Consider the following 22,178-nt stretch of genomic DNA (forward strand, 5'->3'; position numbering starts at 1 on the left):
TCTCTGGGTTGAGAGATAAAAGTTCAATATATTTGTGATAAAGATGTAGCTCATTAATAATAAACCTCGATGAAAAGATATCAGACCTTTTTATTAGCATTACTTTTTCCCGTTACCCTATATAGCCAACAGAGTCTTACTGCTGATGAACTATTTGCTAAAGCCCGTACCACTGCTTTCGAACAGAAAGATTATGTTACATCTATTGCTCTGGCAAAAGAAGCATTGGAAAAAGCTCCCAATTATACTGATATTTCTGTTTTTTTGGGAAGATTATATACCTGGAACAAAGATCTGGCTGCAGCAAGAGCTGTGTTTGAAGATCTCGGAAAAAGAGAGGTTCAGGATGAAGATTATTTCCTGGCGTATGCTTCCTTGGAATACTGGAATGATCAGAATATCAAGGCTATCGAAATTATAGATAAGGGACTTTCTTATCATTCTAAATCTGAACCATTATTACTCCTGAAAGCAAAAGTATATTTTGGAATGGACAATTATGAGGAAGCTGATAAAGCGGTAACTACTCTATTAAGTATTAATCCAAAAAATACAGAAGCAAGGGCTCTTGCAGTAAGAATCAAGGATCTGTCTTCTAAAAATGCTATTGGAATTATTTACAACTATTCCCATTTTGACAAGCAGTTTGATGATGACTGGCATATTGTAGGGGTAAGTTATAAGAGAATTACGCCTATTGGTTCTGTGATTCTTCGTGGTAACTATGCGAACAAATTTGCACAAGGCGGTACACAAATTGAGTTGGAAGCATATCCAAGACTTTCCAAAATGTTCTACCTTTATGTAGGCGGAGGATATTCTGATGATGTAGGTCTGTTTCCGAAATACCGTACCGGAGTTTCCCTGAATGCCAATCTTCCTCATAGTTTTGAGGCAGAACTGGGATACCGTCAGCTTTATTTCAGCAACAACATCTGGATGTATACTGCAGCTGTAGGAAAATACTACAAAAATTTCTGGTTCAATCTCCGTACTTACATAACGCCTGACAGCAAAAACATCTCCCATTCTTATACAGGAACGGTGCGTTATTATACTAAAGGAGCTCAGGACTATTTTGCTTTTCAGATCGGAACCGGGATAAGCCCGGAAGAATACCGAAATAACCTTCTGGAAAATGAGACCTTTAAGCTTAAAACCTTTAAAGTAGGTGCTGAGTATAATTTCTCTTACCGCTCCGTCAATCTTTTTTCTGTAGGAACCATGTATTACAACCAGGAATTCCGTCCGGGGGAGAAAGGAAATCAGTTTGATATTACTTTAAGCTATACCCGAAAGTTTTAAAACTTTGATTTTGTTTTTTTCTTAAAGTTGACCATGACCGAATCCGGCATTAGTTTTTTCGTGGAATAAAACTGAGCATTCATGCTTTTATACTGATTGAACCTTCCGTTGATTTTACTCATGGCCGCGGCATCATTGGAACTATCTTCCTCCATGTCTTTAAGGGTGAAAAGCTGTCCGTCGTGAATGTAATACTTCTCAGATACAAAATCTATAAGCTGGTTTTTACTCTGCATCATCGGAATTCCGGCCTTGCTGACTTCAGAATCTGCGGAGAAGCCTCTTCCCACCCACGTTACTGTAGATGGGGTAGTGATTTTATAATTATTTCTGTAGTAGGCTAAAATAGAAGGTGCAATATCAAAATGACTTACTGTTTTATGAAAACGTTTTGATTCTTTTAATAAGGGTGAATAGATCAATAAGGGCACGTGGAATCTGTCAATTTTAGATTCTAAAGTAATTTCAGGCATACTGTGATCTCCTGTAATGACAAAAATAGTGTTTTTGAAATCCGGGCGTTTGCTGTAATTTTCAAAGAAACCTTTCATGGCATCATCAGCGTTCAATACGGAGATGAGCTGATTTTTGTGCGCGGCTGCCCATTTTTTCTGTTCTTTGGTTAAAATCCCTGAGTTAAGCCTTTGGTTGTACAACTTTTCATAATAATCCTTATTGTTGATTAAAAAAGGATTATGGGTTGAAAGTGTAAGTATCATATTGAAATAGGGTTGATTCTGTGGTTTCTGCTGCTGCTGCATTTTACTTAAAACAGCCTGATCTTCATAACCCCAGCTCTCCCCGTTGTTGGCAGGAAGCTTACGGTAAGGACTGCTGAATGAGGCTTCGTCTACGATATGATCTACCCCGCTATATTCCAGGAATTCGCGGTAGCGGTCAAATGATACATGACCTCCGTAATAAAATCCTGTTTCAAATCCGTTTGCTTTAAGGATATTATAAAGATTGAAATTCTCCGGTGTTTTTTCTATTTCAAGGAAGCCGTTTTTTCCGAAAGGAAGAGACCCCGTCAATGATGGTAATGCTCCGAATGTTCTTCCTGCTGAGCTTAAACTGTTTTCCCAATACAACCCTTTACTGGATAAGGAATCAAGATAAGGGGTGAAGTTGCCGATATATCCTTTCGGGGATGTATACGCATGTCCGAAGCCTTCCATAACAAGAAAAACAAGATTGGGGACTTTCTCAGACCTGTTGAAGTAAGATCCCAGAAAGTCTGGTGTGTTTTCTTTTCTCCAGAACGGAAAGTTTTTATCGATCATTTCCGCATTGGTAGTAAAATTTTCATTATTACTCAGCAATTCAGTAAGTTCCGGATGGTCGCTGATGAAATTTTCTTCGTTGGATTTAAAGAAATATGCCCATTTACTTTTTGCCGCATTTTGATTAAACTCACTTTCGGAATTCAAAACCTTTGCTCCTACTAAACTGGAAGGAATAAAGAATGCTGCTAACCCGAAAATCAATAGTATCATTCCTGGATAGATTGATTTTAACGCTGTTTTACCGGCAATCCATAAAGGAACAAGAGAAGCCGCTATTAAAATTCCCAGTAATGCAAAGTTTTTGAAGTTGAGCATTCCGCTTGCCTGCAAAATCTGTTTCATCTCTTCTTTGCTGTAGTATAAAAGATCTGCCCCCAATACGTTACGGCTTTCAGAAAAATACAGGAATAAGATATACTGTGTAACGGCTACAACAACCAGGGTTAGCACTCCAAGGATTCTTGCCCAGCCTTCTTTGATAAAATTAATAATCAGATATAGAATTCCGACACAGAAAGTCAGCTGCAGTGCAAATAAGATATTTTCAAAGAAAAGACGGCCAATAATGGCTGATGTTTCAAATTTTGGAAAGGTATATTTGTACCATAGAGATTCTGCGGTTACTCCTATTAAAAATAATGCAAAGAAAACCAACGCCAGCATTCCCCATTTTTTGAGTCCTGCCTGAAGAATAGCATATATTCTTTCTTTCAGCGGTAAATGCTGTGTGCTTTGGTTGAAACCTTGTCTTGTCATTTCGCCCCAGCCATGAGATTTTTTGAAATAATCTATAAATCCGTTAACGCCTGCTTTTACCACTATGGGATGAAAATAAAAAGGTTCGGAAAAAGCCGTGAAAATCAATCTAAAGAAGTCTTTTCTTTTGGTATAAACCTGATGGCTTACGAGATCCACCAGTATCGCATAGATGGAATATAAAAATCCCATTGAAATCACAAGGGCGAACAGAACGATAAAGAACGGCCAGTTGATAATTCCGAGCAATAAAAAGATGATAAAGATAATGTATCCAGAAAATTCGATGAGCGGACCGAGAAATTCAAAGAAGAACCAATAAGGAAGACTTACCATCCCTAGTTTTTTATACTTCGGATTGAACATCATTTTTCTGTGTTTCCAAAGGGTTTCCATGGTGCCGCGCATCCATCTGTTTCGCTGTTTTCTAAGAATATCTTTGGATTCGGGAACTTCTGTCCAGCATAGAGGATCCGGAATAGTAAGTACTTCGTAAGGCTCATTTTTTTCCTCCATGTACTTTCTCATTCTTACCACCAGCTCCATGTCCTCTCCCACTGTGTTTTTATCATAACCGCCGCAGGCCAGTACAATTTTCCGGTCAAAGACTCCAAAAGCACCGGAGATCAAAATCAGTCCTGATGCTCTGGACCATGCCATACGTCCAAGTACAAAAGCCCGGATATATTCCAATGCCTGTGTTCTTCCCAGCAGGGTTTTCGGCATATTGACACTTACCACTTTTCCGTTTTCAATGACGCAATTGTTGGCCAGACGAATCACTCCACCGCAGGCAATGAACTTTTTGTCGGTCTGTTCCAGCATTGGTTTTGCGAGTTTTAAAATCGAATCCTGCTCGAGAATACAGTCAACATCAATGCAGACCAGGTATTCACCGGAAGAAATATTAACGCCGACATTTAAAGCATCGGCTTTTCCTCCGTTTTCTTTATCAACTACAATCAGTTTTTTGAAGGCCGGATTTTTACTTTTATACACTCCTCTTACCGCATTGGTTTCTATTTTTCCCTGAATAAAATAAGCTACAGACTCAAGTTCGTAAGCTTCGATCAGCTTTTGAATGGAATCATCCTTACTTCCGTCATTTACAATAATAATTTCAAGATTATGATAGTAAAGAGATAACAGGGAACGTACATTTTCCACAATGGTCATTCCTTCATTATACGCCGGAGCAATAACACTGAATACCGGAGCATTGGGGTTGGCCGCAATGATGCTGTAGTCTGTAAATGTATTTTCTTTTTTATAACGCAATACAGCGCCAAGCGCATAGATTCCTATCCAGCCATAGATAAGGGTTACTGCTGTTCCGTAAACCAAAAACAGCCAAATAACAACTTCATAGATGATGTGTGAGAATTCTAACATACTTTTTCCTGTAATGCGTATTTAATAATTTGAATGAGTTCTTCTGAGGAGGTTTCTTTTTGAGATATTTCTGCCAGGTATTCCTGTTGCTCCAAAGCGCACAAAGCTTCTGCGGCATTCACCTTTATCCCTGAATCAATATTGTTCAATAATTGATTTTTCAGAAAATCTGTACTGTATTGGTCTTTCGATTTTTTCATGACTTTCAGAATCTCTTTCTGTATTTCAACCGGCTGATCGGAATATGTTTCCATAAGATGAGCAATGGTGGAAGAATTTTCCAGTGATAATAAAGTTTGTACTGCCTGTATTCTTACATCAACAGATGGATGATCCAGTAGGCCGGTTACTGTAGGATAGAGTGATAATATCTGAAATTTTCTTAAAAGTTTAAGGGTAAAAATAACTACGGACTCATTAGGACTTTCCATCCAGCTTTTAATACTTTCATCAGAATTCTCGGGAATATGCGTTATCGAAATAAGCAGGCGGAGCTGCTGCCATTCTGATATTTTGGAGGAAATGCTGTTCAGGAAATGAAGACCTTCGAATCCTTTAAAGTTAACCATTGCATATTGCGCCTCCTGATACACCTGAGCTGAAGGATGGCTTAAAAATGTAGAAATCTTTGGCAATGCTTCTTCCACGTGCATCGCAGTAAGTTCCTGTATTCCTCCTGCAATGATATGTTCTTTTTTTTGATTGAGTTTTTTCAGTGCTTCTTCCTGAAGACCATATTCCCGGAATAAGTCTTTAAGTTTATTTTGCGCTGCTCCGGAAAATTTTTTCTCGGATTCTGCCAGTTTCTGAAGGAATAAATTTCTGAATGAAGGACTACCGGAAGATGCTGAAAAGTTAGTGTCTGCAGGCATTTCCTCTTCACCATATACAATCACTTCTGAGATTTTTTTATTGATCACTTCAGACCATCTGAAGGCCTGAACCGATTCTCTGTACTGATAAAAGCTGTAAATCAGTACAACGATGATCAGTAAGAGTACTAAGGATAGCATTCCCAGAAAAACAAGAAAAAGAAAATGCACAGAAGTGGTGAGAAACATGGTTGCAGTTTATTTTGAAGAAAATCTTTTTATTCTTAATATCAATTCGTTGGGACTGAATGGTTTCACAATAAAATCGGCAGCTCCGAGGTCAAAAGCATTCAGTACTACTTCTTCCTGCCCCATACTGGAAAGCATGATCACCGGTGTCTGCTTGCCCATGGTTTTAATGGCTGAAAGTATTTCAATTCCGGAGGCAAACGGCATCATAATATCTGTGATCGCCAGATCTACATCTCTGGTTTTAAGAGTTTCGATAGCGTCTTTTCCGTTTCGGGTAAGGATCACTTCATGTCCTTCTTTTAATAATTTGTGTTCAATCGTTTTTAGAATCAGTTCGTCGTCTTCGGCGATTAGAATCAGCATAATTTTAGTTTTTTTATTGTATTAGATTTTTAATTAATTGTAATCCTGTTGTTATCTCTCGGATAATTTCTTCTTCCATGGAGATAAAATCCATGTCAGGATCTGCTTTATTTTCCCAGTTGGCAGTACGTTCAGTAAGTCTTACCAATCCTGCTGTTCCTGCAGTTCCTTTAAGCTTGTGAAGAATGAGTTTCAGATTGGCACTGTCTTTTTCTGCTGTGCTTTTTTTGATATTCTCTTCAGCCTGAGTAAGCTGATCTACTACAAGATTTAGGAATATTTTTCTGAAATCCTCATCATCATCGCCTATCTGTTCATTCAGGATATTTATATCGAGGTAATTTTCCTGATGGGAAGAATCTTCAGCAGGGCTATTATTTTCGTTAATGATATACTTTTTAAGCATTTCCAGCAGATCTGCCTGTCTTAAAGGTTTGGGCAGGAAATCATTCATCCCGGAATCCAGGCACTTTTCTTTCTCTCCCAGCACATTACCTGCCGTTACCCCGATAATCGGGACATTGGAATATTCCGGGAGTGAGCGGATTTGTTTGGTTGCTTCAATACCATCCATTACCGGCATCTGAACATCCATTAAAATGATATTGAACATTTTTTCTTTACACTGCAAAACCGCCTGAAGTCCATCCGTAGCTTCTGTAAGCTCTGCATCCGGAACCAATGAACGCATCATTTTATGGTTTAGAACCATATTGACCGGGTTGTCATCTACCAGTAAAACCTGCGGAGCATGCATCAGTATGGAGCTTTCTGTCTCCGGTTGTGAAATGCTGATGATCTCTTTCTCCGTATTTTTTACCGCTCGTCTCAATGTTTTATAGAGTTCTTCAGACTTGATAGGCTTCAGCAGGAAGAATGAATTGTTTTCCTGACGGAAAGAATTGATCACATCATGTTCCTCGGAAGACGTGTGGAGAATAATCAAAGGAGAGGATTCATTTTGTTTGCTGAACAATTCCTTGATTTTTTCTATCGTTTCCAGCCCGGAAATAATAGGCATATGGTAGTCCATCAGAATGACATCAAAACGCTCTCCTGCAAGCAATATCTGAAGAGCTTCCATTCCATTGGCTGCAAGCTTTGAATCTATATTTTTATAAGCAAGCATATGCTGAATAATAATCCTGTTGGCTTCATTATCATCAACAATAAGGACCTTGTTTATTTTCAGATCTTCGTCTTCATGACGATCAGATAGTTCATAAGGAACTTCGATATCAAAATAGAAAACAGATCCTTTTTGAAGTTCGCTTACTAACGAGAGGCTGCTTCCCATATATTTCAGAATATTATTGGAAATGGTTAATCCCAGACCTGTTCCACCATATTTTTTGCTGATGGAACTGTTTTCCTGGGTAAAGGCATTGAAAATATGCTGTTGTTTTTCTTTAGGGATACCAATTCCGGTATCTCTTACCGAAAATCTCAATTTGATATTCTTGCTGTCCAGATTCAGCTTTTCTACTTTAAGTTCTATTTCTCCCTGTTCTGTAAATTTCACAGCATTTCCAAGGAGGTTGACCAAAATCTGTTTCAATCTTGATTCATCCAGCCAGATGGTTTCCGGAAGTCCCTGTTCTATATTCAACAGTAATTCGATATTTTTTTTCTGCGACTGGTAAAGGATTACATTGATCACCTGGCTTACCATGTCATAAATATTAGACTTCTCAATGATAAGGTCCATTTTTCCGGATTCTACCTTCGAGAAATCAAGAATATCGTTGATGATATTCAATAGATTCTCTCCTGATTCATTGATATAATGGAGGTATTGAGTCTGTATATCATTCAATGGCGTTTTTAAAAGAAGGTCGGAGAAACCGATAACGCCATTCAGCGGAGTCCGGATTTCATGGCTCATGTTGGCTAAGAATTCAGACTTTGCTTTGCTGGCAATATCTGCCATTTTTTTTGCATTTTTCAGTTCTCTATTGATTTTTACGGAGGGTGTAATATTCTGCGCAGAAACAATAATTCCTCCTATAACATTATTGGAAAGATACCATGGTGTCACCTCTACGCTGTAATGCTGAATGATTCCCTTACCCGGCACTTCTATGGCCATGTCTTCGTTTTTATAGGCCTTTCCTGCCAGTGCATCCTGATAGATTTTTAATCTCTCATCCGGTACATTGGGCGATATTTTAAACATGTTCTCTCCAATAAGTCTGATGTCATTCATCTGAAACTCATCTTTCCAGCTTCTGCTTACGGAAACATAATTGAGATCTTTATCAAACATGGCTACTGTAGAAGGGACGTATTTTACAAAAGACTGCAGCATAGCTTCTTTTCTGGCCAGTTCAAGGTAGATATTTTTGAAGGTATCAATATTCTGAATGATTCCGTAGACTCTGGTACATACTCCGTCTTCAAATTCCGGTATACCTTTTACCCTTACCCAGATCATCACCCCGTCATTTTGTATAAGTTGTAATTCTTCATCGTAGGGAACGCCTTCTTTTATAGCCTTTTCGAATAAGGATTCCAGCTTTTCACGGCTTTTTTCACTGTAAAAACCCAGTGCATTTTCAAAATCAGGCTGGAAATTTTTATCTATTTTATGGATTTCCCGGGTAGACTGCGACCAAAAAACCGTGTTGTTTTTCAGGTTAACCTCCCATCCTCCTACCTGAGCAACGGCACTTGTCTGCTCCAGCATTTTTTTGGTATGAACAAGATCTTTTTCCAAACTTACTCTTTCCGTAACATTCAGTGCTGTACTCACCACATAGGGTTTTCCTTCTTTATTGATCTCCACAAGATTGTGGTACATCCAGATCATTTCTTCACCTCCTTTTGCTTTCAGGATCATAGTCCCGAAATCTTCATGGTTTTTATTAATTCTTTCGAGATATTGCTCGAGAAGAGGCCAGTTCTTTTTAGGAACAAGATCTTTTAAATTCAACCGTTCTACCTCTTCAGCAGAATATTGAAGGGTTTCTCTTCCTTTTTCGTTGACCGCAATGATATTTCCTTCCATATCATGCATGCTCATCAAGCCTATAGCGTTTTCAAAGAAGCTTCTGAAGCGGCGTTCAGAGCTTTCCAGTTTAAGCTTTTCTTCAATACGTTGGGTGATATTAATTCCAAAACAAAAAATCTCTGAGTGATTCTGATTGAGCTTTAAATACCATTCAATAATGATCGTTTGGCTATCCTCTATTTTTGTTGAAGTCGTAAATGTAACTTCTTCATCTGTATTGGGAAGGTTTTTGGAAAGTAACTTGAGTTGAGAATTATGATTCCCTATCAGATCCAGGAAATTCTTGCCAAGAATCTGACCTTTATCCATTTGAAAGGTGTTTTCAAAAGCCGGATTACTCTCTTTCAGTAAAAAGTCTTTATCCAGAACACAGATCAGGTTATTGGAAATGGTAAAAGTTTGTTGAAAATACTCAGCCTGGATATTTTTCCTTTTGCCCGTCAGAATTTTTGTGATCGCGTCTCCTATTTTTTTCAGAGCAGATATCTGGTCTTTTGTGATGGTTTTAGGTTTATAATCGATAACACAAATGGTTCCTAATGCGAATCCTTCATCATCAATCAAAGGTACTCCTGCATAAAACCGGATTCCACCAGCAAGAATAAGTGGATTATCAGAAGATCTTTCATCTGATAAAGTATCATTAATGACTACAACGTCCCCACTTGCAATAGAATACTGGCATAAAGTACTTTTCCTGTCTACAAAATCCAGGGCCATCCCCACGCAACTCTGAATGGTTTGGGTTTCGCTTTCCATCATGGCAATAAGCGCTGCAGGGCAGTCTGTCACCAGACATGCTGTTTCTGCAAAAATGTCTAACTGGGGATCTTTTTCAAGGTTTAAAAGATCAAAATACTCCAGTTTCTTCATTCTCCCTTCTTCATTCGCAGGAATTGGATACTTCTTCATATACTATATCAACAATTAGAGACTTTTCTTTTTTGATTATTAAAAAATGATAATCAAGGCATTAAAGTTTATATTTTAAATATTTTTAAGTGCTTTAAATTATTATTTTAATAAGTAAACCAAATTACGAAATTATTTCGTATTCCGTTACAGGAAATTTGATAATAAAGCTATATGTGTGTTTATTTAAAATTAACGGGAAAAAGTTTTAAATAAAAAAAGAAGTAATATCTATTATGAAGATAAAAATACCTTGTCTGATAATAAGATGCTTAGTGAATGAAATCTGCTGTATAATACATCTTAAATATGAATATTTTTAAAGGCTGATGATTAAGTATTAAAAAAAGTCCATTCCCGGAAAATTCGGAAATGGACTCACCACTTATCATCATCCAAATCACAACTAAACTATGAACAGGGAAGCAATAGCCTGTGCATCGCTGCCACTTAAAATTTCATCATACGCTGCAGAACCTGCCGCAGCACCAAATAAAGTTGCTGTGTTGTAGCCTGCCTGATTGGTATTGTCTTCTCCGGCATACACAGGATTGGTGGCTGAAGGCATACTTCCGCCGTTCGCAAGCTCAATCCACCCTTTGTTGGCTCTCATTCTTCTTACCTGTGACGCATGTCTTGCTTCAACGGAATGAATCTGTAATGCTGCCTGAAGCACCACTTTATTGGACATCACATTTCCTGCCTGTCCTTTATAAGCCCTTACTCCGGTATCTTCAAAGGCCTGAGCAAGGATAAGAAACTGGTTATAATCTGTAAAAGGCATGAAATTTCCTCCGGCTGTAAAATCAAACGTAGGCTTATTTCCGGGAGTTGTTCCTAAAGAAGTCAGCGTGCTTTTCAGGAAACTTACGTGGGCGGATTCATGTTTTGAAATCTGCATGAAAACGGTTCTGTCTGCATTAGGGATTAATCCTGGTGTGGACAATCCTATGCTGTAATACTCATTTTCCAGGTATTCCAGTACCAATGCCAGTTGTAAAGCATCTGTTAGTGTACTTTTTAAAGCCATACCTGTTAATGCCGTTTTGGGAGCTTCTGCTTTGGCTGGAGTAGCCATCATTGCTCCTAATCCAAGAGGTACAGCTGCTGTAGCTGCTTTTTTTCCGAATAAAGAAATATTCGTCATGGTTTCCAGTCTTGAAGCTTCTGAAGTGAAAAATTTATCATCAGAAAGCTTGTCCAGTAATCTAAGAATATTCATAATGTGAGTTTTTAAGGTGAATGATTAGTTGATCCCTCTTTCTTTCCAGGTAAAAGGGGTTTTGATGAATGCTCCGGCAGCCATTACAATGTCTTTCGGCTCTTTGGCGAGATCAAGTCCATTGGCATCTATCACATCATCTCCCGAGAAATCTGCAGATCCGGGATTGATTAAATTTCTGATGGCAGAGGCATGTCTGGCTTCCACAGAAACTATTTTGCCGGCAATCACAAGATAGGCAGAATTGGAAATATATTTTCCCGCTCCATTATAAGCTGCAACACCGGTATCTTCCAATGCTTTTGCGGTAGCCAATACTGAATTTCTGTCATTAAAATTCACATTCGGATATTGGAATTCAAGTTTAGGGAGTACATGATCTGTAGCACCACTAATCGCAACTTTGAAAAAATCTCTGTGAATCACCTCGTGATGGTAGAGATCTGTAAAAACCTCTTTTTCAATACTGGAAATTCCCGTATAAAAATTGTTGACTACTTTGGTATAAAAATCGGCTTCAAGCTGTTCCAGAGCATAGGCATAATTGAGTACGCCTACATCTCCTGTTCCAAGATCATACTTGGATTCTTCTATGATCTGAAAGTCATCATCGTCATTACATCCGATGATGGTAAGACCTGCGATGGCCAGTCCCACTCCACTTAATTTTAAAAAGTTTCTTCTGCTGGTATCAAGGGTGGCACCTTGATTAGAAACCTGAATTGATTTTTTCATACTATTAATTTTTCTAGTGTTAGATATAAAAGAAAGAAAAACAGCATAGTGAATATGCTGTCTGAAATCTTAGAATTTATTATGGCATCAATACCGTATCTATTACATGAATCACTCCGTTAGATTGGTTCACATCAGCAATTGTTACTTTGGCGCTGTTTCCTTTTGCATCTTTAATGTAAAGGTCTTTTCCTTTGGTCCAGAAAGTAAGATCCTCTCCCTGTACAGTTTTCATCATACTTTTTCCGTTCCCTGCTTTTACAGCGGCCCAAATTTCTTTAGCACTGTATCTTCCGGGAAGAACATGATAGGTTAAGATAGAAGTAAGTGTGGCTTTGTTTTCAGGTTTTACAAGATTTTCTACCGTTCCTTTTGGAAGTTTTGCAAAGGCAGCATCTGTAGGTGCCAATACGGTAAAAGGTCCTGCCCCCTGTAATGTTTCTACCAGACCGGCAGCTTTTACGGCAGCTACAAGGGTTTTATGATCCCTGGAGTTGACCGCATTTTCAATAATGTTCTTGGAAGGATACATAGGAGCTCCTCCTACCATTACTGTTTTTTCTTTCATCGTTTGTGCAGTTACCTTCCCGCTGAAAGCAAATGATAAAACTACCATTGCTAAAACTGTGATTCTTGACTGTGTGTTCATTACGTTGATTTTTAGTTAATTATATTGAATGTGTTTTTAAAATCATTTACGAGACTGGTTTTGTTTTAGATTGAAAAAAAACAAAATAAATTATAACTATCTGATTTTTAGTGGATTATTTTTCGTGGATAATAGAATTAACTTCTGAAATACTATTTAAAAATTGAATATTTTTCAATAATTCTCAGGAAAACATGTATGAAATAAAATATGTATTGGATTTTGTTGACTATATGTTTTATTTTATTACATTTGAGCAGAAAAATAAATATTATTAAAACAACCTATTCTGAAGAAGAACTTATCGTTTTATTAAAAGAAAAAAACGAAAACGGTTTTCATTATCTGTATGACCACTACTCCGGTGCGTTGTATGGAATCATTCTTCGAATCGTTCAGTCTAAAGAATATACCGAAGAAGTTATTCAGGATGTTTTTGTTAAAATATGGAACTCCATTCATCAGTATGACTCCTCCAAAGGGCGGTTTTATACATGGATGATCAATATTGCCCGTAATACGGCTATCGACTATCTAAAGTCTAAAGGATTCCAGAATGAGCTTAAAAACCAATCACTTCCCGATTTCGTATATAATACTGCAGAACTTTCAACTACCAATAATTCTTCCGATTATATCGGATTTAATAACGTGCTGGAAGATCTGGAAGCAGACAAGCAGGAACTTATAAACCTTGCTTATTATCAGGGATATACCCAGCATGAAATATCCGAAAAACTGAAGATACCGCTGGGAACGGTAAAAACGAAAATGCGGAATGCACTGATGAAATTAAAAGATTTGCTAAAAGATTATCAATAAATTGAACACTAAAGAATACATATCATCCGGAATTATAGAATCTTATATTCTTGGTCATGCTTCTCCCGAGGAAGCAGGGATTTTGGAGTGTGTGATGAAGAATAATGCTGAAGTGAAAGCGGCTTTTGAAGAAGCACAGAAAACTTTGGAACAACTTGCTACAGCTCAGGCTGTAACACCTCCAGGTGATTTGAAATCTAAGATCTGGAATAAAATTCAGCAGGAACAGGTGGTTGAAGAAATAACTCCTGCTCTTTCACCAGATATTCCTGTAGTAGGAAGACAGGCAGAAAATAATACAGACAGAAAGGAGATTCAGAGAAGCACTCCCTGGAAAACCTATGCTATAGCAGCTTCGGTACTATTTCTGGTAAGTGTTGGCGGAAACGTATTCTGGATGAATACGCAATCTGCCAATCAGGAGAAAATGGCATTGATGATGGCAGACAAGAAGAATCAGGATCAGGCTATGGAGAAAATGAATCTTAAGATTGATATGTTTTCTAATCCTGATATGCAGATGGTAATGCTGAAGGGCGTAGAAAAACATACAGAAGCCAAAGCCATGGTTTTCTGGGATAAAAAAACAAAAGAAGTCTATCTGAATGCAGAAAAACTTCCTAAAGCACCTGAAGGTATGCAATACCAGCTTTGGGCGATAGAAGACGGGAAACCGGTAAATGCCGGAATGTACACCGAAGATAAAGACAGCAAAATTGCTCTGGCCAGCATACCGGAAGCTCAGGCTTTTGCTATTACGCTTGAAAAAGAAGGTGGAAGCAGCGTTCCAACTATGGAAAATATGTTTGTAATGGGTGAAATATAAGTTTCACCCATTTCATTTTGTTTAATTGGTCTTTCTGTAATTATAAATCTCAAGCCCGTTGAGAACAATGGCAAACCCTATCAGATAAAAGAATTCGGTTTGTACTTCATGTAATCAGCTACCTTTCAATACAATAAGTCTTACTACTTTAATAAAATGAGTTACAGGAGTAAGGTTAGACATTTTCCGGGCCCAGTCCGGCATACTTTCGGTATTCGTAAAAAACCACTCATCAGCATAAATACAATCATAAAGAAATAGGCAATAAACATGGTTTGCAGCTGCGTATCAGCAAAGGTGGATATGAGCAGTCCCAACCCGAGTAAAGCAATAAGATAAATTGCGGCAAAAACATAAAGGGTATAATTTAATCAAATATTTTAATCATTTGATTAAATTGTATATAATGCTATTTAATTTGCTGATAAATAACATGTTGTATGTTTTAGTGTAAAGCGTTTCATATGTTTTGAGAACAGAATTTTGGAAAATTTTACCGTTTCATAACTTCCATAAAAAAAACATAGAAACTGAAGATTATCCTCTGTTTCTATGATTGATACATATGATTTTGACGTATGATCTAATGAGTGACTACTCCGATTCTTGCTTTCAAAGGAATGTTGTAGGTATTCAGGCAAGGTGTCTGTCCATGGAAGTCAAAATCAATACTGACTTCAGGTCTGAAAATCAGGCAGTGGGTAGATCCACCAAAATGGAAGGTCCCTATAGGATCTCCTTTTTTAACATGATCTCCTTCTTTTACTGTAATTTCACAGCTGGATACTTCAGCCATTCCAACAGCGACAAAACACATCAATCCTATTTTATCATTATCTGACTGGATAAAAATCAATGCACGTGCAGCCAGTTCTGTGATATATCCCTGAGAATCATTGGGGCCGGAAGGATCATAACCTTCAATAGGAGCTTCAGCGTAATAGGTTCCCGGAACATTCTCAATGGCTACAATGGTACCATCTACCGGACTGTTCCATCGATGATAGGTTTTAGCACAAAGAAATGCCTGATAGACTGTGCTGTTATCACCAAATTTCTGAGCCAGTTCATGATGGTTCATAATATCCAGTAAGGAATAAGGCTGCCCTTTCATCCAGAATTTATCTTTCATCTGGGCATTGGTAACACAATTATAAGGAGCCGATTCGCAGGCGTTAACAATCACTGACGGATCTTTGTCTTCTTGACTTACTTCTCTCACTCCCGGATTAAATTGACGGGTAAAAAAATCGTCCCAGCTTTTGAATCCAAAATAAGGTTCATGAGGTTGGCATTGATAATTGTAAATGAAATTCTGCAAAGGATCTTCAGGATTATTCCCTTTTCCTCTTAAAGGATCCATGGCGGCAATGGCTTCCAGGGCTTGTGGTGAAAACCAGCCTAAAGGATTGGTGTAATCCGGCTGTGGCTGGTTTACCGGACCATTCACCAAAACATATTGTGATGCCGGAGATTCCAGAAAAGTCTTCCATTCTGCTAAAATAACGCTTAGTTTTTGATTCACTTCGGGATGAAGAAACGTTAAATATCCTGCCTGTGTTCCCATTGCCCAGTCTACAATCGCATTGATGGGAAATCCTACAAGTCCTATATTATCTTCTATAACACTGTAGCAAGGCGCTTCCTGTAAAACCTGATTGATAATAAGGAGCATGGTTTCGAAGTTTTTAACAGGTTCATTGTATCCTTGCGGGATCTCATCATACATGCTGGTAAAGCTCATATATAAAACAGGATCATTGTAGATAGCGTCCCTGAGATCAGCAACGGCCGGATTCATTGGAAGTCTGCTGTTTTGAGCCTGTTTTACTTTTTTTTCCAGCCAGGTGTTGAGGAACTTTCTGTCTGAGGGCAGCCATTTCCCCACTCTGTATTTTACATGGTTCATAGTACGGTTTTTAAGTTTTTTTTAAATTGATGGTACTATAAAGTTACTTCAATCGGCAGAATACCACAATAGTATTTCTACTTAATGTGAAATAAGTAAAAACACCTACTATGTAATTTTGATGAAAGTTTATTTCTATGCACAAAAAAAACAAGGCGGACACAATCAATCCGCCTCGTATCTCCCAAATAATTAAATATGAAAAAATATGAATGTCTATACCAGACAGGCCTTCAGCATCAGATCATGAAGGTCTGTATTTTTAATAAACGGCTGTAAAAGCTCGTTTCCAGGACCATAAGCCGCTACTTCCACATAATCTCCGGAATGATCCATGCTGATCCACCCCACAGAATTCCTGCTTTTCTGAATTTCTGAATATAATTTAAAAGGCAGTTTCTTATAATTATAAAGTCCTTCTTCTTTTTCAAGTCCGTTGTAAAAACTCAAAATATGTTTTGCTTCATCATCGTTCAGTGTGATTTTATTGCCTTCATAAATCCAGTCTTTAATATCTTTTACCGAATCATCTTTGTGAATCTTGTTCAGAATATATTCGTTGGTGTATTTGTATTCTGAAATGCTGTTAAAATTCTTGGTAGCATCGGATCCATAAATGGTTCCCGGATTGGCGTTTCCATGGTCTGTTGTGATAATCACCAGAGTATTTCCATCTTTTTCCGCAAAATCCATGACTGTTTTTACAGCTTCATCAAACGCCAGCTGATCATGGATAAGAGCAGCAACATCATTGGCATGGGCAGACCAGTCTACTTTTCCGGCTTCTACCTGAAGGACAAAACCTTCTGGATGATCTTTCATCTGGTGGATGGCAGTATTGGCCATTTCGGCAAGAGTTGGTGTATTTTTATACTCAGTAAGATGCGTTCTGTCAATGGTATACGGTAATGCTCCTGTACTGAAGATCCCTAATAGTTTTTCTCCTTTTTTGATTTCTTTCAGATCGCTTTGTGTTTTCAGAATCCTATATCCTTTTTTGCTGTAAACGGAATAGAGATCTTTTTTGTCTTCTCTTTTTGAAGGGTTGAAAAACTCGTCTCCGCCTCCTAAGAGCACATCGAATTCCAGCGCTGCATACATTTCTGCAATTTGAGGTTCTGCATTTCTTTGGGAAGAATTTATACAGAATCCGGCAGGAGTTGCATGAGTAATGGTTACTGTAGTCACACAACCGGCTTTCTTTCCTGCTTTTTTATATTTCTGCCATATGGGAAGATGCTTTTCTCCATTGGGTCCTATATTCAGGGTTCCGTTTTTAACTCTTATTCCTCCTCCAAAAGCTGAACTGGCGGCAGCAGAATCTGTTACGATAGAACTTGCAGAAGCGGTGTCCATTAAAGCTCGGGTTACCTTTTTATCATGATACAGATTAAGCCAGTTACTTCCTTTTCCTAACATGTTCCGTGAATACAAATCTGCCATTGAAAGTGTTCCCAGACTCATCCCGTCACTTACCATAAAGATGATATTCTTCGCTTTTCCTTTCTGGTGCAGTTCGGTATTTTTCCCGAAGCTCCATAGATCAGATGGTGATAAGGTCAATAACCCTGAAAGTAGTGCAGATCCTTTTAGAAATTTTCTTCTGTCCATATTGTTTTTGAAATAATGCTGTAAGTTATCGTATTTAATTCTTTATCGAAACAATGTTGCATTAATTAAAGGTTAATTTTAAATATTCTTCGGAAACGGATCTTCAAAACTTTGTTTTTTATCAAACAGTTCTTTTTCTCTTTCATTAATAAGACAGTGTTGGAGATCTGATAACATTTGTTCTTTATCCAGATTCTGTCCGATAAACACCAATTCATTAATTCTGTCGCCCCAGTTTTTATCCCATCTGCTTTCTATGAACTGTTGGTTTTCTACAAATGAAGAATACTGAACCCTGTAATTCATGGGCATACTACTCCACCAAACGCCTGCTTTTTCAAGCCTGAATGAACCTCCTGCCTGAGAAAAATTCAAGGCATCGTTGGGCCTTGAGGCTAACCAGAATAATCCTTTAGCTCTGATGGCTCCTTCAGGATAATGATGATTCAGATATTCCCAAAGTCTCATAGGATGAAAAGGCTTTTTATCTCTGAAAACCAATGAGCTTATGCCATATTCTTCAGTTTCCGGGGTGTGATGATCAGATTGTAATTCTTTTTGCCAGCCGGCGGATGACTGCGCCTTATCAAAATCAAAAAGCTGTGTATTTAAAATCTTTTGAGGATCAATTTTTCCGAACTCTGTATGTAAAAGTGCCGCATCGGGGTTCAGTTTCCTGATCGCAGCTTTTAAAAAGCCTAATGTTTCTGCATCTATAAGATCTGTTTTGTTTAAAATAATCACGTTGGCAAATTCAATCTGGTCGGTCAGAAGATTGACAATCGTTCTGTAATCGCCTTCCATATCGGTAAGATCACGATCCAGCAACATTTCATTGGATCCGAAATCATTCATGAAATTGAAACAATCTACCACCGTTACCATTGTATCAACATAGCTGAAACGAGATAAATCTATGCCGCTCTCTTCATCAATATAAGTAAAGGTTTGTGCAACAGGAATAGGCTCACTGATTCCCGTACTTTCGATAAGGAGATAATCAAAACGGTTTTCATTTGCCAAACGTTCTACTTCTACCATAAGATCTTCACGAAGTGTACAACAGATGCAGCCGTTACTCATTTCTACCAGTTTTTCTTCAGTTCTTGAAAGGGTATTTTGATTTTCAACAAGGCGTGCATCAATATTAATTTCGCTCATATCATTCACGATGACTGCTACTTTTAATCCTTGTTTGTTGTGAAGAATATGATTCAGTAGTGTCGTTTTTCCAGCTCCCAGAAAGCCGCTGAGTACCGTTACAGGAAGTTTTTTAGTCATGATTTTAATGTTTATGATTTTTAAAATTGATGATATGCCCTGCAATTAAACCTGCTGCTCCCATATAGATCAAAGGAATATGGATTTCAAACAGAAAATCTGTCAATATTGAGATGGAAATGAGGGCTATAGATCCCCAGAATAAAAACTTCAGCCATCGGTTTTCCATTTTCTTCGTTATTCTGAACACCACAACGGCTCCAATGCAAAGAAAAGCCAGATCAATATAAGGGTTATGGGATATTCCCAGAGGAACAATTAATAATAACGGAAAGACAATACAATGAATCAGGCATAAAACAGCAGCGGAGATTCCTACAGCATCAAGAATTTTTGATTTCATAATAGTATGGATTAATTTTCTTATCGTAACTTTGTTGCAAAAGTAGAGATAAAAAATTAAATAACGCAACTTTGTTGCATTAAAATATGAAACAGGTCAGAAATACGCACGCCAAAACGGAAATTTTAAACCTTATCAATGGTTCAGATGTAGCCCTAACCCATTCAGATATTCAGAAGAAACTGGGAGATCTGTGCAATAGAGTAACTATTTACAGGGTGTTGGAAAGGCTTGAAAACGAAGGCGCTATACACAAGATCGTCAATATTGACGGGGTGGTGAATTTTGCTAAGTGCAGTGGAAAATGCTCACATGAACAGCATTTTCACAATCATGTTCATTTTAACTGTAAGGAATGTCATTCTGTGACGTGCATTGAAAACGCTATCCCGGAAATCAGCTTACCGGAACATTTTATTGCACAGGAATATAATTTTATCATCAGCGGGATATGCCCGAAATGTGCTGATGCTTAAAAAGTAAAAAGGCAGAAAAGCGAATATGCTGATCTGCCTTTTGTTTTTATTGAAATATAAATTCTGTTATAGAGAAGAAATATAGACTTCTATTTTGGTACCATCATAATTGAAGGTTCCGTCAGAATTCTTTTTGCCCAATACCCATTTCATATCCACAGGTACTGTCCATGCTGATCCTAATGAAAATCCGTTGACAGATCTGATTTCATTTCCGTTTCCTGTCGTAATTGCTGAATGAAAGAATGTTTTATCAATAAGCCTGTAAAAACCAATGGCTTTTCCTGCAGGAATAGGTGTGTATCCGTCCCATTTTTCTCCAGCCGGATAATTGAATAAAGTTAACCATTTTTGTCCTGCAGATTCTGCAAGCTGAGTAGGACTTATCCTGGCACCACGCATATACAATGCATAAGCAACCACATCATGACATACTCCACTGTTGTATTTCGAAATATTCTCTTCTCCTGAGAGAATGGAATGAGCAACGGGTGCCCTTTCAGATAGGGATAACTGAGCCTTCCTGGCTCCTTCTGGTGTTATAAATGACATATTGTAATATTTTGTTTGGTGAAGTAAAGATACAGCTTTAAAATTTAATCATTTTTGAAGGAAAATATGATGGAGTTTTTTAAGGAAATGTTTTAAGTTTCGGCTAAAGCCTTTGGCATGATGATTAATAAATTAGGAGGGCTAAAGCCCACCTCTATTGATGTAAAAACTATCTGAAAATTAATAATTGTAAATATTCAATAGGAACGGGCTTTAGCCCGTTTTAATAATGTGCATAAAATCCTATGGCTTCAGCCAAAACTTAGTATCTTTTAAGTTCCCGCTGAAGCCCACTTGTATTGATAAAAATGATTAGAATTTTTTAACAATAAAACATACATTCATAGCTGAAAAGTTTTCCCTCTTTGAATGTAAAAATAAAAACCCCTGCATCTCCATTTTGAATATAATATTCGTGAGGAGAAGCAATCCAGCGTGTTGAGAGCAGATCTCCGAAACGGGTAACAAAATCCTTTTCATTATAATGGGAATCCATGCGTTCATTGCCGAGAATCACAGCTCCTTCGTTATTAAAAGACATTTTGTAAATACTTCCGGAAACTTTTCCTTTATATTCTTCAAAGGCTACAATAATATCAGGTGTTCTGTAAAAATATTGAGGTTCCCAGCCACATTCAGGAGTATTGGGAATGTCTTTTACCTTCTGCATTTCCAGCTGTTTCACCTGTGTCTCTGTAATTTTTCCGTCAAAAAGTTGGGTTTCTTTCCATGTGAAATGCATATTTAACCCTTTCAGCTTTTTCTCATAGATTTCAGTTTGGGGCTTTTTCGCCAATTGATCTGCCAGAAGAAGTTCAAAATCGATATCTACTTTTGGGTTTTCTATCCCTGAATAAGATTCTTTCCAATAGCGTAATGCTTGTTTAAGATTTTTATCTTCCAGCCATGCGATTTCGCGCAATCTTCCAACCTGAGTCAGTTCTTTTTCCTTGTTCTTTCCTTTTGCAGCCAGATAATCCTTCAGAATTTGGTCGTAGGTAAGTTCTGTTCCCAGGTATTTCATCTGGATATATTCTGGATCCTCGTGGAAATGGTCGCCAATATATACCCATCCATCCTGATATAAAGGAACATAATCAATACAAATCAGTTCATTTAGAGCCGCTTTTCGTGTTGCTGTACTTTCTGTTGTTGGTCCCTTTCGTACACGCAATTCTGATCCCTGTACATAAAAATGGGGACATTGATATCCCTCTTTTCCTCTATAGAAATACTGTAGGGGTTCACCTGCTGATTTTTTCCCACGCATAGACTTTTGGAGTGGCTGGCGGTCTATAAAACCAATATCTCCGTTGCTTACCTGTACTTTGTATTGGGTTTGGGTAGAATCCAGGAGGTAAACCGGTGCTTCGGTAGAAAAGATTCCCAAAACGTCTTTATTTTTTCCATTTTCACGATAAAGGTGACCCCATTCGGAGGTATAGACCGGGCGTGCTCCGGCACTCTGAGCCTGGATATTGCAGAAGCAGCATTGAATGATTCCGGCTGCCAATAGTATCTTATTCAACATATTGTAATTGGTATCTGTAAAATTTCTGATATTTTTTACAGATAGTTTCATAATGGTTTCTATGGTTATTCTTTCAAAAATAATGAAAAATCAGAGTTTGTCCTAAAGTTATTGTTATTCAGAATGGGTATAA

At 37.8% G+C, this 22,178-nt stretch carries 17 protein-coding genes and 1 pseudogene; 4 read left to right on the plus strand and 14 right to left on the minus strand.

The features are described from left to right. Window positions 1-69: 69 nt before the first annotated feature. Window positions 70-1,305 (plus strand): YaiO family outer membrane beta-barrel protein, encoded by a 1,236-nt coding sequence (locus RAH34_RS07445; RefSeq protein WP_306595681.1) that lies wholly within the window; start codon window positions 70-72, stop codon window positions 1,303-1,305. Here the strand turns inward: RAH34_RS07445 and RAH34_RS07450 are convergent. The 7 genes from RAH34_RS07450 to RAH34_RS07480 form a co-directional block, all read right to left on the minus strand. Beyond that, on the minus strand, window positions 1,302-4,739 hold the full coding sequence (locus RAH34_RS07450; protein ID WP_306595682.1) for a sulfatase-like hydrolase/transferase: 3,438 nt from the start codon (window positions 4,737-4,739) through the stop codon (window positions 1,302-1,304). The two genes, RAH34_RS07445 and RAH34_RS07450, sit on opposite strands and share 4 nt — an antisense overlap. Continuing rightward, window positions 4,733-5,800 carry a HEAT repeat domain-containing protein gene (locus tag RAH34_RS07455; RefSeq protein ID WP_306595683.1) on the minus strand — a complete coding sequence of 356 codons (1,068 nt, stop codon included), beginning with the start codon at window positions 5,798-5,800 and terminating at the stop codon, window positions 4,733-4,735. Before RAH34_RS07455 ends, RAH34_RS07450 begins: the two co-directional genes overlap by 7 nt. A gap of 9 nt (window positions 5,801-5,809) precedes the next feature. Continuing rightward, entirely contained in the window at window positions 5,810-6,166 is a 357-nt protein-coding gene (locus RAH34_RS07460; protein ID WP_114820240.1) for a response regulator transcription factor, read from the minus strand. 13 nt (window positions 6,167-6,179) lie between these two features. Beyond that, the gene (locus tag RAH34_RS07465; protein ID WP_306595684.1) at window positions 6,180-10,088 is read right to left on the minus strand and encodes a response regulator; all 3,909 of its coding nucleotides are present in this window, start codon (window positions 10,086-10,088) and stop codon (window positions 6,180-6,182) included. A gap of 406 nt (window positions 10,089-10,494) precedes the next feature. Then, window positions 10,495-11,310 (minus strand): ferritin-like domain-containing protein, encoded by an 816-nt coding sequence (locus RAH34_RS07470; RefSeq protein WP_306595685.1) that lies wholly within the window; start codon window positions 11,308-11,310, stop codon window positions 10,495-10,497. A 24-nt stretch (window positions 11,311-11,334) separates the two neighbouring features. Then, the gene (locus tag RAH34_RS07475; RefSeq protein ID WP_114820237.1) at window positions 11,335-12,045 is read right to left on the minus strand and encodes a ferritin-like domain-containing protein; all 711 of its coding nucleotides are present in this window, start codon (window positions 12,043-12,045) and stop codon (window positions 11,335-11,337) included. 79 nt (window positions 12,046-12,124) lie between these two features. Further along, window positions 12,125-12,694 carry a fasciclin domain-containing protein gene (locus tag RAH34_RS07480; protein ID WP_306595686.1) on the minus strand — a complete coding sequence of 190 codons (570 nt, stop codon included), beginning with the start codon at window positions 12,692-12,694 and terminating at the stop codon, window positions 12,125-12,127. 252 nt (window positions 12,695-12,946) lie between these two features. On the opposite strand from RAH34_RS07480, the gene RAH34_RS07485 reads away from it, so the two are divergent. Beyond that, entirely contained in the window at window positions 12,947-13,516 is a 570-nt protein-coding gene (locus tag RAH34_RS07485) for an RNA polymerase sigma factor (RefSeq protein ID WP_228411944.1), read from the plus strand. Window position 13,517: 1 nt separating this feature from the next. Beyond that, complete coding sequence (locus RAH34_RS07490) at window positions 13,518-14,342, plus strand: anti-sigma factor (protein ID WP_306595687.1); 825 nt, start codon at window positions 13,518-13,520, stop codon at window positions 14,340-14,342. 21 nt (window positions 14,343-14,363) lie between these two features. Here RAH34_RS07490 and RAH34_RS07495 read toward each other — a convergent pair. The 5 genes and pseudogenes from RAH34_RS07495 to RAH34_RS07515 all read right to left on the minus strand — a co-directional run. Further along, window positions 14,364-14,704 (minus strand): annotated as a pseudogene (locus RAH34_RS07495) (ABC transporter permease); the annotation flags it as partial. A 221-nt stretch (window positions 14,705-14,925) separates the two neighbouring features. Then, window positions 14,926-16,251, minus strand: a complete 1,326-nt coding sequence (locus tag RAH34_RS07500; protein ID WP_306595688.1) for a phosphatidylserine decarboxylase family protein — start codon at window positions 16,249-16,251, stop codon at window positions 14,926-14,928. A 216-nt stretch (window positions 16,252-16,467) separates the two neighbouring features. Continuing rightward, window positions 16,468-17,862: an alkaline phosphatase gene (locus RAH34_RS07505; RefSeq protein WP_306595689.1), complete on the minus strand. Its 1,395-nt coding sequence runs from the start codon at window positions 17,860-17,862 to the stop codon at window positions 16,468-16,470. A 78-nt stretch (window positions 17,863-17,940) separates the two neighbouring features. After that, the gene (locus RAH34_RS07510; RefSeq protein WP_306595690.1) at window positions 17,941-19,143 is read right to left on the minus strand and encodes a GTP-binding protein; all 1,203 of its coding nucleotides are present in this window, start codon (window positions 19,141-19,143) and stop codon (window positions 17,941-17,943) included. A gap of 4 nt (window positions 19,144-19,147) precedes the next feature. Beyond that, window positions 19,148-19,486, minus strand: a complete 339-nt coding sequence (locus tag RAH34_RS07515) for a MerC domain-containing protein (RefSeq protein ID WP_306595691.1) — start codon at window positions 19,484-19,486, stop codon at window positions 19,148-19,150. Between the two features lie 86 nt (window positions 19,487-19,572). On the opposite strand from RAH34_RS07515, the gene RAH34_RS07520 reads away from it, so the two are divergent. Beyond that, window positions 19,573-19,962 (plus strand): Fur family transcriptional regulator, encoded by a 390-nt coding sequence (locus RAH34_RS07520; RefSeq protein WP_114820230.1) that lies wholly within the window; start codon window positions 19,573-19,575, stop codon window positions 19,960-19,962. 66 nt (window positions 19,963-20,028) lie between these two features. Here the strand turns inward: RAH34_RS07520 and RAH34_RS07525 are convergent, their stop codons facing one another. Then, window positions 20,029-20,514, minus strand: coding sequence for a hypothetical protein (locus RAH34_RS07525; protein WP_034697952.1), 486 nt, complete (start codon window positions 20,512-20,514; stop codon window positions 20,029-20,031). 322 nt (window positions 20,515-20,836) lie between these two features. Then, window positions 20,837-22,096 (minus strand): hypothetical protein, encoded by a 1,260-nt coding sequence (locus RAH34_RS07530; protein WP_306595692.1) that lies wholly within the window; start codon window positions 22,094-22,096, stop codon window positions 20,837-20,839. Window positions 22,097-22,178: the final 82 nt, after the last annotated feature.

Origin of the sequence: Chryseobacterium sp. WLY505 (genome assembly GCF_030846215.1) — a bacterium.
Taxonomy (GTDB): Bacteria; Bacteroidota; Bacteroidia; order Flavobacteriales; family Weeksellaceae; genus Chryseobacterium.

Excerpts from the sequence above, each read along its gene's own strand:
- RAH34_RS07460 (WP_114820240.1), bottom strand. The coding sequence starts at position 6,166 with ATGCTGATTCTAATCGCCGAAGACGACGAACTGATTCTAAAAACGATT.
- RAH34_RS07450 (WP_306595682.1), bottom strand. The coding sequence starts at position 4,739 with ATGTTAGAATTCTCACACATCATCTATGAAGTTGTTATTTGGCTGTTT.
- RAH34_RS07510 (WP_306595690.1), bottom strand. The coding sequence starts at position 19,143 with ATGACTAAAAAACTTCCTGTAACGGTACTCAGCGGCTTTCTGGGAGCT.
- RAH34_RS07470 (WP_306595685.1), bottom strand. The coding sequence starts at position 11,310 with ATGAATATTCTTAGATTACTGGACAAGCTTTCTGATGATAAATTTTTC.
- RAH34_RS07500 (WP_306595688.1), bottom strand. The coding sequence starts at position 16,251 with ATGAACCATGTAAAATACAGAGTGGGGAAATGGCTGCCCTCAGACAGA.
- RAH34_RS07505 (WP_306595689.1), bottom strand. The coding sequence starts at position 17,862 with ATGGACAGAAGAAAATTTCTAAAAGGATCTGCACTACTTTCAGGGTTA.
- RAH34_RS07515 (WP_306595691.1), bottom strand. The coding sequence starts at position 19,486 with ATGAAATCAAAAATTCTTGATGCTGTAGGAATCTCCGCTGCTGTTTTA.
- RAH34_RS07530 (WP_306595692.1), bottom strand. The coding sequence starts at position 22,096 with ATGAAACTATCTGTAAAAAATATCAGAAATTTTACAGATACCAATTAC.
- RAH34_RS07525 (WP_034697952.1), bottom strand. The coding sequence starts at position 20,514 with ATGTCATTTATAACACCAGAAGGAGCCAGGAAGGCTCAGTTATCCCTA.
- RAH34_RS07480 (WP_306595686.1), bottom strand. The coding sequence starts at position 12,694 with ATGAACACACAGTCAAGAATCACAGTTTTAGCAATGGTAGTTTTATCA.
- RAH34_RS07475 (WP_114820237.1), bottom strand. The coding sequence starts at position 12,045 with ATGAAAAAATCAATTCAGGTTTCTAATCAAGGTGCCACCCTTGATACC.
- RAH34_RS07520 (WP_114820230.1), top strand. The coding sequence starts at position 19,573 with ATGAAACAGGTCAGAAATACGCACGCCAAAACGGAAATTTTAAACCTT.
- RAH34_RS07455 (WP_306595683.1), bottom strand. The coding sequence starts at position 5,800 with ATGTTTCTCACCACTTCTGTGCATTTTCTTTTTCTTGTTTTTCTGGGA.
- RAH34_RS07465 (WP_306595684.1), bottom strand. The coding sequence starts at position 10,088 with ATGAAGAAGTATCCAATTCCTGCGAATGAAGAAGGGAGAATGAAGAAA.
- RAH34_RS07445 (WP_306595681.1), top strand. The coding sequence starts at position 70 with ATGAAAAGATATCAGACCTTTTTATTAGCATTACTTTTTCCCGTTACC.